The sequence below is a fragment of the Rhizobium leucaenae USDA 9039 genome (genome assembly GCF_000426285.1).
Classification (GTDB): Bacteria; Pseudomonadota; Alphaproteobacteria; order Rhizobiales; family Rhizobiaceae; genus Rhizobium; species Rhizobium leucaenae.
In genome coordinates this window covers 16,562-29,685 of the sequence record NZ_AUFB01000046.1, presented here as the reverse complement: position 1 = coordinate 29,685, position 13,124 = coordinate 16,562, and the positions used below count along the sequence as shown (strand labels likewise).

At 58.3% G+C, this 13,124-nt stretch carries 11 protein-coding genes and 4 pseudogenes; 7 read left to right on the top strand and 8 right to left on the bottom strand.

Features of this window, described 5'->3' with window-relative positions; translation table 11 throughout:
• Window positions 1-331: pseudogene (locus K290_RS38625) on the top strand (hypothetical protein); the annotation flags it as partial.
• 16 nt (window positions 332-347) lie between these two features.
• Here the strand turns inward: K290_RS38625 and K290_RS37585 are convergent.
• Complete coding sequence (locus K290_RS37585; protein WP_154660805.1) at window positions 348-524, bottom strand: hypothetical protein; 177 nt, start codon at window positions 522-524, stop codon at window positions 348-350.
• A gap of 91 nt (window positions 525-615) precedes the next feature.
• Here K290_RS37585 and K290_RS38620 point away from each other — a divergent pair, with 91 nt between their 5' ends.
• The 6 genes and pseudogenes from K290_RS38620 to K290_RS0130815 all read left to right on the top strand — a co-directional run bounded on the left by K290_RS38620 (window position 616) and on the right by K290_RS0130815 (window position 5,900).
• Window positions 616-1,110 carry a hypothetical protein gene (locus K290_RS38620; protein WP_240535447.1) on the top strand — a complete coding sequence of 165 codons (495 nt, stop codon included), beginning with the start codon at window positions 616-618 and terminating at the stop codon, window positions 1,108-1,110.
• A gap of 318 nt (window positions 1,111-1,428) precedes the next feature.
• A pseudogene (locus K290_RS36855) lies at window positions 1,429-1,600 on the top strand (IS5/IS1182 family transposase); the annotation flags it as partial.
• Window positions 1,601-2,554: 954 nt separating this feature from the next.
• A complete protein-coding gene (locus K290_RS0130830; RefSeq protein WP_004119727.1) occupies window positions 2,555-3,805 on the top strand; it encodes an MFS transporter in 1,251 nt (416 codons plus the stop codon).
• 329 nt (window positions 3,806-4,134) lie between these two features.
• A complete protein-coding gene (locus K290_RS0130825) occupies window positions 4,135-4,959 on the top strand; it encodes an SH3 domain-containing protein (RefSeq protein WP_240535448.1) in 825 nt (274 codons plus the stop codon).
• Between the two features lie 396 nt (window positions 4,960-5,355).
• Window positions 5,356-5,580 carry an antitoxin MazE family protein gene (locus K290_RS0130820; protein WP_004119731.1) on the top strand — a complete coding sequence of 75 codons (225 nt, stop codon included), beginning with the start codon at window positions 5,356-5,358 and terminating at the stop codon, window positions 5,578-5,580.
• Complete coding sequence (locus K290_RS0130815) at window positions 5,577-5,900, top strand: type II toxin-antitoxin system PemK/MazF family toxin (RefSeq protein WP_004119734.1); 324 nt, start codon at window positions 5,577-5,579, stop codon at window positions 5,898-5,900. Before K290_RS0130820 ends, K290_RS0130815 begins: the two co-directional genes overlap by 4 nt.
• A 77-nt stretch (window positions 5,901-5,977) precedes the next feature.
• On the opposite strand, the pseudogene K290_RS35980 reads toward K290_RS0130815, so the two are convergent.
• From K290_RS35980 to K290_RS0130785, 7 genes and pseudogenes are all read right to left on the bottom strand, one after another.
• Window positions 5,978-6,361 (bottom strand): annotated as a pseudogene (locus K290_RS35980) (ATP-dependent DNA ligase); the annotation flags it as partial.
• Window positions 6,362-6,439: 78 nt separating this feature from the next.
• Window positions 6,440-7,048, bottom strand: coding sequence for an aminotransferase class I/II-fold pyridoxal phosphate-dependent enzyme (locus K290_RS39045; protein WP_376766902.1), 609 nt, complete (start codon window positions 7,046-7,048; stop codon window positions 6,440-6,442).
• Window positions 6,951-7,547: an aminotransferase class I/II-fold pyridoxal phosphate-dependent enzyme gene (locus K290_RS38615; RefSeq protein WP_092576572.1), complete on the bottom strand. Its 597-nt coding sequence runs from the start codon at window positions 7,545-7,547 to the stop codon at window positions 6,951-6,953. Before K290_RS38615 ends, K290_RS39045 begins: the two co-directional genes overlap by 98 nt.
• Window positions 7,548-7,690: 143 nt before the next feature.
• On the bottom strand, window positions 7,691-7,900 hold the full coding sequence (locus tag K290_RS37570; RefSeq protein ID WP_135488292.1) for a hypothetical protein: 210 nt from the start codon (window positions 7,898-7,900) through the stop codon (window positions 7,691-7,693).
• 150 nt (window positions 7,901-8,050) lie between these two features.
• Window positions 8,051-8,385 (bottom strand): annotated as a pseudogene (locus tag K290_RS0130795) (type II toxin-antitoxin system RelE/ParE family toxin).
• A gap of 166 nt (window positions 8,386-8,551) precedes the next feature.
• Complete coding sequence (locus K290_RS0130790; RefSeq protein ID WP_004119743.1) at window positions 8,552-11,722, bottom strand: efflux RND transporter permease subunit; 3,171 nt, start codon at window positions 11,720-11,722, stop codon at window positions 8,552-8,554.
• Window positions 11,722-12,795 carry an efflux RND transporter periplasmic adaptor subunit gene (locus K290_RS0130785; protein WP_004119747.1) on the bottom strand — a complete coding sequence of 358 codons (1,074 nt, stop codon included), beginning with the start codon at window positions 12,793-12,795 and terminating at the stop codon, window positions 11,722-11,724. The genes K290_RS0130790 and K290_RS0130785 overlap by 1 nt, the downstream gene beginning before the upstream one ends.
• Window positions 12,796-13,124 lie beyond the last annotated feature (329 nt).

Genomic DNA, 13,124 nt, shown 5'->3' with positions numbered 1-13,124 from the left:
GCATACTGCCCGCCAAAATCTCAAGCTGATGGATAGACACGTCGTTATCCTCGTTGTTAGCAACGTGGCGATACCGCTCACCTCAGCAAAACATCGATATCACCGTGACAAAGCAAGGCGGTCCTCGGCGTGGGGATACGTCGAGATCGAGATTGGCGTTTTGAAAAGCCAATGCCTCGACCGCAGGATCGACGACAAACACAGGATGATTGCAGAGATCAATGCTTGGCAGCAGCAGAGAAACGCGCAAAGGGCACAAATCCAATGGATGTTCACCACCGAAAAAGCCCGTGAAAAACTCCACAAGGCCTATCCAGTCAAAGAGTCATAATCTCTGCGGAGGGGTACTAGGCCTGTGCGACGAGCACAACGGCATTGACGGTGGTGGTGTGGGATGGATCGGCGCAGATCGTCTCGACGCCCGCGTAGGCGGCGCCTTCCTTGGAAACAGTCGCTGGCTTGATCTTGCCGGTGGCAGCGACCGCGGAGAACGCCACATGGGCGATTTCGAGGGCCGAGCACATGCCAGAGCGCCGGTGCCGCAGTTGAAGACGACGGACGTTGCGCCATCGAATATCCGAAGGCTTCGATGCTCCCGACAGTGCGGCGCGGGTAATGACCGACTTGACGAATGCTCGCAACGCTGAAGCAAACCAGCTCTACGGCGCCGCTCGCGGGCAGGCCACACCGGTCGATATCTCGCCGGTGCTCGATACGATTGACCAGACGCTTTCTCCCGGCGTCACACGAACGGCATCTGATCCGAAATCCATCCGTATCGTTTCCGACGAAGGGGAATTCTTCGTCGCAGAGGACAATCAGATCATAGTCGATTGGGTAAATGGCGGGGGCATGATCGCCGATTATGTTGCGCCAATCGTTGTCCCTGAGATGGTTTCAGCGCGCCAATTCAAACTGCAGCTCCTCGCTGCAGGCCTTCTCGACCAGGTCGATGGATGGGTGAAAACGCAGGACCGATCGGTGCAGATCGCCTATGAATATTCCGGCTCGTTCGTCAAATCGTCGCCGATGATGCAGGAGGGCTTTCAGGCGATGGGCTTCACGCCCCAGCAGATCGACGACTTCTTCACCGGGGCGGCGAAGCTGTGACGTTCTGGAGCGGTCTTTAGTGAAATGGCCCCACCTCAAGGCAGTGAGGCAGGGCCGAGGAACCGGGTGTGGTTCATTGTGCGCGAGCAAATTTCCGGGGGGCGTTTTGCTCGCGCAACGGTCCGTTACCACACGATGAAACCAAACTGAATGCCGGTTGCTGCCGAAGCTATCCAAAAAAGGAAAAGACATCGTGGATCGCGCGAAATTCTTCGCCGCGGTGCGCCCACGGTCGTCAGTCGCGGATAGAGCAGTTCCAGCGATCTTCAACGGTTTCGCCTTCGGTCAACTCGCGATATTCAATGGCTGAGCCGTTGCTCGCTGATCGAGACCGCCATTGGGGGATACAAGTCCATCATCGGAAAACGTTTTGCGCGCAAGATCGTCTCCCGTGCAGCAGACCGAAGTCGCTATCGGCTGCGCCGTCCTCAACCGCATGCTTGCTTGCGCACGCCCGAAATCCGTCCGCCGTAGGGCAGCCACGCCATAGACAGCCGTTTCAAAGATCGCCATCCCCTCAAATCCCAATCCATGCACCAACGCCCCAAACACGGGATTGCATTCCGCGACGGGCCGACGAGATAATCTTTTCTTGCTGCCGCTAGCATTGTGTCACCTCCGCATTTAACCTTCGGATTTAGCAATGCTTAAGATTACCAGCAATGCGGTTGGCTACGTTGATCTGGGTCAACACCGCGGCGTGCTGCATGCTTGGGGAAGTGGGGCAGAGCGACGGTAGGTGCTCCAAACCTGCTGATTTAAGTTTGGCTGGTTTCGCGAGTGCCGCAGCATGGCGCACCGATCTCACTGTGTCGCCGACTTCCTGAACTCAAGAATGACAACCTATCTTGTTATCAGCCGAGCAGCCGGCTCTGCCGCTTTTATGCGGCTCCTAAATGCTACAGAGAACAAGCGGCACGAGAGACGCGTTCGCGTGCGCGCTCTAAGAACACAATATCGATTTCATCGTTGACAACCTGCTGGCAACGGAAATTACAAGATGTCCGCGAAATGCATAGTTGAGACGGCGGGAGCATCTCATTTGACGCGTCTGCACCGGGTTTGCGACACAGTTTTGTTGAGCAAACTCATTTTGTCTCAAGTTAAATAGCTGAAAAGCTGACAGGAAGTCTTTCGGTGTTTTTGGCACGAGCCTTGCAGCCCTGTAGCGAAACGGCGGGAGCTGCCGGCGAACATTCCTTTCTCGGCTAAATCCAGCGGACGGACCGGGGGCTACAAGAGCAACATGTCAGATATCTACCAGAGTACATTCTACCGGAGAAGGCATTGACCACAGGGTCAATCCCTTCCGCCATAGAGCGGATTATCCCGCGACTGAGGAGGACTTCTGATCCATAACGTCTTTAGCAATCCTCGACGCACACGGAAGCGAAGCAGTCGGTTCGAGGTCGGCATTGACACCGAATGTGTGCCCGAAATCCATATGCCCCAGCAAGAAGTGCGATTCACAGTGCTCAACAGTGGAAATAAGCTTGGGAATGCGAGCTCGTATCTGAACGGCAGCACGCCCTATTGGAGGACGAACCTTATTGTTTGTGCTGCCGGTTCGTTCACCACGACCGTTGCCATGACAATGTTACTTCCCTTCTTACCCCTATATATCCGGGAATTAGGCGTCAGCGACCAAGCATCCATAGCGCAGTTTTCGGGCGTGGCGTACGGCGTGACTTTCCTTGCGGCCGCACTGGTTGCCCCGCTCTGGGGAAGACTTGCCGACCGCTACGGTCGGAAGGCGATGATGGTTCGCGCAAGCTTGGGCGTGGTCGCAGCGATGGCCTTGATGGGTGTAGCTCAAGATGTATGGCAGTTGCTGGCTATGAGATTTTTAGCCGGTCTACTCGGAGGCTACTCGTCTGGATCATATGCTTTGGTAGCGACACAGGTTCCCAAAGACCGTATTGGCTGGGCGTTGGGGTTCTTGGCCACGGGGATTATGGGGGGCAACCTCGTCGGCCCGCTGATCGGCGGATTTCTACCAACATTAATCGGCATTCGAGAAACGTTCTTTTTGACTGCGGCATTAGTCTTCCTCACTTTTGTTGCCAGCGCATTTTTGATCAGAGAGAATTTCAATGCTCGAACGACAGAGCGTGAACACTCCAACAGTTGGTCGACGATCCCAAGCAGGAGGCCTGTCTTGGCAATGCTGGCGACGGGCTTGCTTCTGATGATCGCCAATCTGTCCATTGAACCAATAACAGCGATTTACATTTCGCAACTCGTCGAGCCAAATCGTCATGTTACCCTTTGGGCCGGTCTGGTCATTTCGGGTACAGCGTTTGGGAGTGTTCTTTCCGCCTCGCACCTTGGAAGACTAGCAGATCGCGTCGGGCACTGGAAAGTTATCGTTGTCGCAATGTGCATCGCTGCGGCACTCCTTCTGTCACAAGCTTTCGTTACGAACGTTTTGGAGTTGGTGGGGCTGCGAATATTGATGGGGCTCGTTTTAGGGGGCTTGCTACCTTGTATCGGCAGCGTGATACGCCACAGCGTCCCCGAGCAAGCCGTCGGCGCGATCCTCGGCTGGTCGACATCGGCGCAGCACGCGGGTCAAGTGCTCGGCCCGGCCATTGGCGGCGTATTAGCTGCTCATGCCGGTATACATTCAGTGTTCTTTTTTACGTCATTCCTAATGCTCGTCGGAGGTTTTATTGCTTGGAGCAATCGACCTTAAGAGACAGGGCTAAGGACCGCGAGCCCATTAGCCAATCTGCACGAATTGCAGCGAGCCAGCCCGCAGCGGCTTAGCCTTATGGCCTGTAGACGCCGGATTTGGCGTGGCGCCGAGCTTCGAGCAGTTCGTCACTCTACGGCCACTGCGATCACTGTCCGCGGTCCATTCCGCAATGTGACGGCGCAGTGCTGGGCTATATGCGCGGTCATCGCCCGTTCAGGCGATACAAGACGCTCGCCCTTTCATGTATGTTTCCTTGCAATACACGCGCCGTCTCGGACACCAATGTCCAGGCGAGGCGTCGCAATTCGGCTGCTCCGGAGGGAAAAATGCGCAAGGCAATTCTGGTGGTAAGCGCGGCGGCCGCTCTCGCATGCTCGGGCGCCGCATCGGCGCAGTCGCTCCCCCAGCCCGTTCAGGCGGCGATCGACGAGTCCAAGAAAGACTGCGGAGGGCCTGCCAAGCTTGAAAAGGGCTTCGTCAGCATCAAGGACATCAACGGCGATCAGGTTCCGGATTACATTCTTGATTACGCTCATTTGAAATGTGTCGGCATGCCTTCATCCTTTTGCGGTTCGGCTGGATGCGAGACGCAGATTTTCGTGGCCAAACCCAACAAAAGTTACAAATCCATCTTTGACGACTATGTGCAGGGCATAGGCTTTGTCGAGATCGCAGGGCGACCGGCGATCAAGCTTGCCCTGCATGGAAGTAGCTGCGGCCGCGCCGGGTCCGACACCTGCTATTCGACCCTGTACTGGAACGGCAGGGATTTCAAACCGGAGCAAGGAAAAAGCGATCAGCCTGCCACGGAAAAAGCGACGGCCGCGGGCGGTGACCTGGACGTCCAAATTCTGGAAGAGGGCGGAGACGGTCAGGTGGCAAACTGCTCGAGCAACATGGTTGCCGGACTAAAAGCCAACGGGGACGGCTTTCTCGCAATAAGGTCCGGGCCTGGCAGCCAGTACCGCCAGCTTGGCGAACTTCACAATGGCGATATGGTCATCGCCTTCCAGCAGCGCGGACAGTGGGCCGGTGTCGTCTACGGGAGCGAGACCCCCAATGTGAGATGCCATTCAACGAAAACGCACCCCCTGCCCTATAAGAACAAGGGCTGGGTCAACGCGAATTGGCTCAAACTCGTTGCCAACTGACCGGGCGTTGTGTTGGCATTCGTTCGCATCTGCCAAACATTGGGCGGCGCAAATATGGGCACAGGATGGTTCGCATTTACTGTATCCTGAAGCGTACGCGACAGTGCCGTATCGCTCTGAGGTAATTGCCTCTTTTGTTTTTGAAAATGTCGGGTCACCAATCCACTTCGTCGACACATTTTGACGACCAGTCGTTGTGGACGATGAATGGTCGGTTCTTCGGCAAAGGCCCCAGGCAAGCGCCGGAACTCGATCAGCCCGCCCCTCCCAACCGACGCCTGAATATACCGCAACTTGTCCCCGCCAGAGTGAGTACCTTCACGCTCTGCTGCGACTCATTGACATGGCGGGGCTCGCCCATTATGTTACATGTAACAATCACATTGGAGTTTGATCATGGCAAGCTCGGTCAACGAACGAGTTCAAAAGCGCCGTGAGACGTTGCGCGCCGCTGGGCTGCGTCCTGTGCAAATATGGGTTCCCGATACTCGTCGCCCTGGTTTTGCCGCCGAATGCCATCGTCAGTCCGTTCAGGTAGCCCTTGCCGATGCCGCCGATCCCAGTCTGCAAGACTTCCTTGACGCCGCTCTCGATGACCTGGACGACGAGGGTGAAGCGTGAGGCGCGGTGACATTGTGACCGTCGCAATCAGCGGTGATTTCGGCAAGCCGCGTCCAGCACTAATCATCCAGGCCGATCAGTTTGATGCAACTGGAACGATCACTGTCCTGCTGATCTCCAGCACACTGGTCGACGCGCCGCTCATTCGACCAACCATTCAGCCGACAGTGCAAAGCGGATTGCGAAAAGCCTCGCAAGTGATGGTGGACAAAGCCATGTCCGTGAAACGGGATAGAATTGGCACAACGATCGGTCGCCTGGAAGATGATGCGCTCCTGGCGGTCACAAGATCGCTCGCCGTTTTTTTAGGTGTTGCTTAAAGATGAACCCATCCGGGGTGCTGGTAGCCCGGCATAACTGCATCCGCGTCCCCGTGTACCACGCCGGAAAGTGCCTACCGGCGCTCGGATAGCTCCATCTGGCGGAGATCGTGGCCATCGAAGTACAGAAGATCGAAGGCGTAGAAAATCGCCTCCCCCGAACTCCGTTTACCGCCGCGACCGCCCAGCGCCTGCTGAAGGGCACGGAAGTCTGACCGTCTTACCTCATCAAGAACAACCGCCTCGCGATCGAGGATGGCGTTCCCACCGATCTCACCTGCTGCCGCGGCAATCGATGGAAAGCGATGTGTCCAATCATGGCACCACGCGTAAGGATGCGAACACGCTGCGGCTCGATATGGACGGCCAAGCGGGATCCGTCCCATTTGATCTCATAGACCCAATCGGCACCCTTCGGCGGCTTCGAGCAGTGCAAGGCATGGCTCGACCCGTTCCGGCATTGGGTCAAATGGAAAGCGTGGCTGGCCCTGCCGCTTCTCGCGCAGCGGACTAACCCCTATTCCTTCCGTTATCCAAGATTAAAGTTTGTGTTTAATAGCCTGGCTGAGGCGCTTTGCGCCCTCAACAAGAGTGGTGGGGTGGCCTGCGAAAGTTAGCCGCAGGAAAGAGCCTTCTGGGTCCGCAGGAAACCATGGGCGACCAGCGCCAACGATAACGTCGTTCCGGGCCAGGTCTGCAGCGAGTGCGACATCGCAGACGTGATCCGGCAAGCGTAGCCAAAGGTGCATGCCTCCGGTCGGGACCTGGAACGTCACGCAATCCCCAACTTCCTCGCGCAGCACCCCGACGAGGACATCGCGCCGCTCGATTAGGGCAGCGCGGACGGCCTTGAGATGAGGCTTCCATCTTGGCGCGGAGACAACGGCCAAAGCCGCCGCTTGCAAGGGACCGGAAACAAAAAAGTCTTGACTCGCGCGAGCCACCTTCAGCCGTGCCAGGGCAGCTCCCCTTGCGATAACGGCTGCGACCCTCAAACCGGGTGCAGCCGATTTGGCAAGGGACCTAATATAAACAACGTGTCCATGGCGATCAGCCGTCGCAAGCGGAGCCGGTGCGTTGCCTGCCAGATCGAGATCGCGCGCCCAGTCGTCCTCGATGATGAAGGCGCCCGCCTGCCTTTGCAGCAATGTCGAGGACAGCAGCTCGCCGCTCATTCGACATGACGACGCCCGAAGGATTGGAGAAGGTTGGTTGGCTGTAAAAGACCCGGGCCCCCGTCTGTTCGAAGGCGTCCTCCAGCAGTTCCGGTCGCACTCCGTTTTCGTCAATGGCTACGGGAATGACTTCAAGACCCGCCGCCCGGGCAGCCGACATAGCGCCAGTATAGGTCGGCGTCTCCACAAGAATGGGACGTCCAGGCGGCACAAGTGCCCGTAGCGTCGCAGTGATCGCCGCCTGTCCGCCGTTGCATATGATGACATCGTGGGGTGAGAACACGGCGCCGTTTCCGATCTCGCGCGCGAACCACGCCCGCAATGACTGAAGACCCTCGATCGGCAGTCTATCCCAAAGATCGACACGACCTGCGGCTCGACGGAGCGCGTGTGCCAAAAGGCCAGACGCCTGTAGATCAGGCGGCAGGTAGCCCATGCTCAAGATCAAGCCGTCGGCTGGTGGAAGCGTCAATGAAGTTTCCAAAAAACCACCGTCTCCCCGCGCAGCTCCAAGCGCGACAGATTGCCAAGATAGGTCGACAACCTCGGCGGGACTTGCGGGCCCCTCGCGAACGAAGGTTCCTTTGCCCGGGCGAGCCTCGATCAGGAGCCACCTCACTTCAACGGGAATCCGGGCCGCGCCTCCGTTGCGATGGCACGCGGTTCGAGTTTTTTGAGGATGCGATATCGGCCGGTCGCCTGGAGTTGCTGCACCATATCGTCCTCACTTAAAGCAGCTGACCGTTGGCGCTTGGCAGGCAATGAAGCAGCTGCCTTCGCGGAAGGTGTCTCACTTGAAACAAACAAATCGAACTGCTGCGTCACTCAGTCCCCGACGTTATCTTAGAACGAACTCTCCAGACTGCTGTCCGGCAAATCGGTTAGGCCATCTCCTCCAAAAAATCAGGAGAAAAAGCACAGGATAACGGCGATGTAGCTGATCTGACATGCGTCACAGCCCGACCGTAACGCCTCTCACACAATGATGCATGTTGGTCTACTCAGTGAGTCCAAGACAGGATCGCCGGTCCAGTCTTCATGTCTATGGCGTATTCGGATCACGAAAATTGCTCCGTTTTCCTCGATCTTGTAGACAATAGGATGGGCCTCGAACGGATGAATTCTAACGGTGGCGAAATCTCTTCCAGCTCACGTGCCATTCGCGGGTTGGCGGCAATGAGGTCAAGCACAGCGAACAAGTCATCATGATATCGCCTCGCCTGTGTGGATCCGAACATGCTTACACCTTGTTCGGCGATCGCAATGATGTCCTCTTCCGCCTCAACTGAAAGGCTAAAATTAAAATGCATTATCTGCTGCCGCGCATAGTATCCACACGCGCGACTGCCGCAACAAAGAAGGCGCCGAGCTTCGCACTTGACCGCAGGAGGCAATATCAATGACAGGCCGAGGGTTGGAATTCGCGTGATTTGATCGACAACGAGAAGCGTTTGCCAAAAACGCCTCCAGTCCCGATCAAGGTGTGGGTTCGATGACTTTATGCTGAGATGGAGTCATCTCTAGGGATTTCCCTGTATCGCCGCCGAGATCGCCTGGCAAATTACTGAACTCCGTCTCTCGCCCGCAGGTCGCATGGCGTCGAAGCGCTCGGCGATTGAACGATTTGAGCAAATTTTGCAGGTCGTCGACGAAGGTGAAGATGACCGGGATAATGATGAGGCTGAGCAGCGTTGATATCATCACGCCTCCGATCACCACAATGGCCATCGGCTGCCGGAAGCTGGAATCCCCACCCGACAGGCTGAGCGCGGCCGGCAGCATGCCCGAGGCCATGGCTATGGTGGTCATGACGATCGGCCGCGCCCGCTTGTGGCAGGCATCGACGAGCGCATCGAACCGGGACATGCCTCGGCGACGTGACATGATCGCATATTCGATGAGAAGGATGGAGTTCTTCGTCACAACGCCCATCAGCATGAGAAGGCCGATGACGGCAGGCATCGAGAAACTGGTGCCCGTCACCACCAGCGGCACCAGCGCGCCGCCGAGCGAGAGCGGCAGGGCCATCAGAAGCGTGAGCGGCTGCAGGAAATCGTGGAACAGCAGGACGAGCACCGCATAGATGCAGAACACACCGATCGCCATCGCAAGCGCGAAGCTCTGGAACAGCTCGGAGCTGCGCTGCAACTCGCCCTGTTCCACCAGCGTAACGCCTGGCGGCAGATGCTGGAGAGCCGGCAGCGCCTTCGCCTCGCGGTTGACATCGCCCAGAATGCGGCCGTTGAGTTCGACGGAAACGGTGACATTGCGCATGCGGTCGATACGGTCGATCTCCGAAGGGCTGCCGCCGATGCGGACATCGGCAATCGATCCGAGATCGACATTGCCATTGGTGCCGGCCACCCGCATGGTCTTGATATCATCCAGACTGGTGCGCGTTTCCGGCGAGAAGCGGACGACGATCGGGATCTGGCGTTGCGGCAGGTTGAGCTTCGGCAGGTCGGAGGAATATTCCCCATTTGTCGCCACGCGCACGGCGCTGGCGATCGCATTCGACGTTACCCCGAGCGCTGCGGCGCGCGCAAAGTCGGGCGTGATCTGAATTTCCGGCGCCTGCCTTGCGGCCGTTGATGTCACCGCACCGATGCCATGCAGCGTGCGCAACTGCTCCTCGAGCGCCGTGCTTGCGCTATCGAGCGCACTGGCATCGTCGCTGGCCAGAGTGAACTCGAGCTTGGTACCGTTGCCGATACCGACCGCCACACGCACTCCGGGGAGGACGGAGAGCGCCTGCCGGATATCGTTTTCGATCTCCGACTGCTTGCGGTCGCGCTCATCAATCGGCGTCAGCGTGGCGACGATCGCGGCAGACCCGACACTGCTCCTGGCGACCGTCGCACCACCGCCCGAGGATCCCGAGCCGATAGCCGCAAACACATGTGTCACGTCGGGAATCTCACTGAGAATATCTGCGGCCTTCCTGGTTGCGGCGTCGGTTTGCTCGACAGTGGCGCCGGGCTGCAGGGTGAGCGTGATCTGCGTCCGCGAGTCGTCAGCGGCTGGCAGGTATCCCGTTCTTAAGAGGGGGATAACGGAAAGCGAAACCGCAACGACGACGGCAGTCACGGCCACTGTTGTCTTCCGGTGATCGAGGGCAGCCTTCGCGAGCGCCATATAGGCGCGCATGATTCGGCCATCCTTCTGCTCCGACGGATGAGCCTTCATGAAATAGGCTGCCATCATGGGGGTAAGCAGACGCGCAACGACAAGCGAGGCAACGACGGCAACAGCGGCGGTGATGCCGAACTGACGGAACAGGAGGCCCGGTATGCCGCTCATGAATGCCGTCGGCAGGAAGACGGCGACCAGCGTGAAGGTGGTGGCGATGACGGCCAGCCCGATCTCGTTGGCCGCCTCCATCGCGGCATCGATCGGCCGCTTGCCCATCTGCAGGTGGCGGGCAATGTTTTCAATCTCGACGATGGCGTCGTCGACGAGAATACCTACCACAAGCGACAGCGCCAGCAAGGTGACGACGTTCAGACTGAAGCCCGCCAGGTACATGACCAGGAAGGTCGGTATGACCGACAAGGGCAGTGCCACAGCCGACAGGATCGTCGCGCGCCAGTCCCGAAGGAAGAGCCAGACAACCACGATCGCCAGGATCGCACCCTCATACAGTATGTGCATCGCGCCGTCATAATTGCCGAGAATTGACCCGATCAGGCTGTAGACTGCATGGATCTGCACATTGGGATGCGACGCTGCGAAATTTTTCATTGCCGTGTTAACGTCAGCCGAAACGCTGCTGTCGGAAAACCCGTTCGAACGCTTGATTTCGACGGCGATCACCGGCTTGCCGTCGAGATAGGCCATCGAGGTGCGCTCCGCGAAGCTGTCCTTGACCGAGGCGATGTCGTCGAGTCGGGCCTGCTGCCCGTTAGCGAGCGGTATAGTGAGCTCCCTCAGGGCCTCGACCGACTCTACGGCGCCGAGCGTGCGCAATGTCTGACGCGTGCCGCCGACTTCGCCAAGGCCGCCAGACTTGTCGGCTTGCACGGCCTTCAACTGCGCTGATACGGTCGCGGCGGTGACGCCGAACGACGCCATCGTCGAAGGATCGAGATCGACATGGACCTCGCGATCGATCCCGCCGATGCGGTTGACCTGGCCGACGCCCGGGACCGATAGCAGTGCCTTGGTCAGATCGTTATCGACAAACCAGGAGAGTTCGGTCTCGTTGAGAGCGGTCGAGCGGACGGCATAGGTGACAAGTGCGGAGCTTTGGACGGTGGCCTTCGTAATGATCGGCGTCGCCATCTGTGCCGGCAGATCGGCCTTGACGCTATCGACGGCATTGCGGACCTCATTGAGGGCCGTTTCGCTGTCTTTCTCCAGCTTGAAGGATACCTTGGTCGAGACGGTGCCGTCGGTGATCGTCGTGAGAATATGATCGAGATGGCTCAAGGAGGTGAGGCTATCCTCGATGGTGCGGGCAACCTCCGTCTCGAGCTGCGTCGGCGCAGCGCCGTCGAGCGTGGCGGTGACACTGATGGTCGGCAGGTCCATATCCGGAAAGTACTGAACCGCCAGCTGTTTGAATGCCCAAAGCCCACCAAATCCAAACATCACAAACAGCAATATCGCTGGTATGGGATTGCGGATCGAGAAGGCGGAGAAATTCATCAGTTCTTCTCCGCAATCTTCACGAGGTCATTGTCCGACAGAAAGGCACCGCCTGACGTCACGACCTTCGACGACCGATCGATGCCGAAGACGATCTCGACTTCACCATTGTTGCGGCGGCCGGTTTCGACGCGGACCCGTCGCACCCGCTTGTCCTCGCCGGCGGTGAAGACGTAGCTGATGCCATCCCGGAACACGATTGCGGTCTCGGGGACGGTGAGCGCCGGTGTGGTCTGCAACTCGATGCTGCCCGTGACGTAGAGGCCGGTCCGCGGACGAATGTCGGCGGGAAGCGCGACATAGACGATCGCCCGGCTGGTGTCGGTGCTGACCGAGGGTCCGACAAGCCGCACCTTGCCGGCAATGACGTGACCTTCCGGCCCGTTGATCCTAACGCTCAAGCCTTCCGAAATGCGCGGCAGATAACGCGCCGATACTTCGGCCTGCCATTCGACACGCTGCTGGCGCACCATGCGGAACAGCTCGGTGCCGGTGGAGACGACGGCGCCGAGATCGGCCGAACGCGAGGTTATGAGGCCATCGTCGGCGGCGGTGATAGTCGTCTGCGCAAGCTTGATCTTTTCACTGTCGAGCGCGGCTTCCTCGGATGTCAGGCTTGCCGTCGCCGTCTGCTCGTCGGCCAGATATCCAGTGATTTTCTCGTCGGCGAGGGCCCCCGAAGTGCTGAGCTGGCGTGCACGATCCGCATTCGCCTTGGCCTTTGTCAGATTTGCCTTGGCAGTCACGACAGCCGCCTCCTGCTTGCGAAGGTCCGCCAGCACGCTCTCCTGCGAAAGCCGGGCCAGCGTCTGCCCCTTCGTGACCACGGACCCGACATCCGCCAGGACGTCGGTGATGCGCAGGCCACTCGTTTCGGACGCGATGATTGCTTCCTGCCAGGGCTTCAACCAGCCGCTCGCGGGAACGGTCTCCGGCCAGTCCCGTATTGCCGGCGCCGTCAGAGAAACCGTCAGAGCGGGTGCGGCCGCCTGTTCAGCCATGCTATTGGCGCAGGGAAACTGGAGTGCTGCACAGACAAGAACGGCAGCGAGTAGAAGACACGGTTTTCTCAAATGGCAATTCCTCGCAGTTCACGGGTGTCCGCGCTCAACCGTGGCGTCAAAAATGTCGGCTGTTGTGGTGCAAAGTTGAAATGCCTGACGGTCTCGAAGGTGACAAAACTCAACTGTTCAAAACATCTTGGCGACACCAGTGATGTCGGGCTATTCCGCCGTCCAAAGCAGCAGTTTTTTGTCGGCGACTCCGTCAGAGATCGCCAATCAGCTGCTGGATTGAGCCAGGATTGGGCGCACTCGCCAACTATAACAAGACCACCTACGGCCGGGGAGAGGCTAGCGTTTTGAGGACACTGGCATCCGATTGGACCAGGGAAACACAGAGT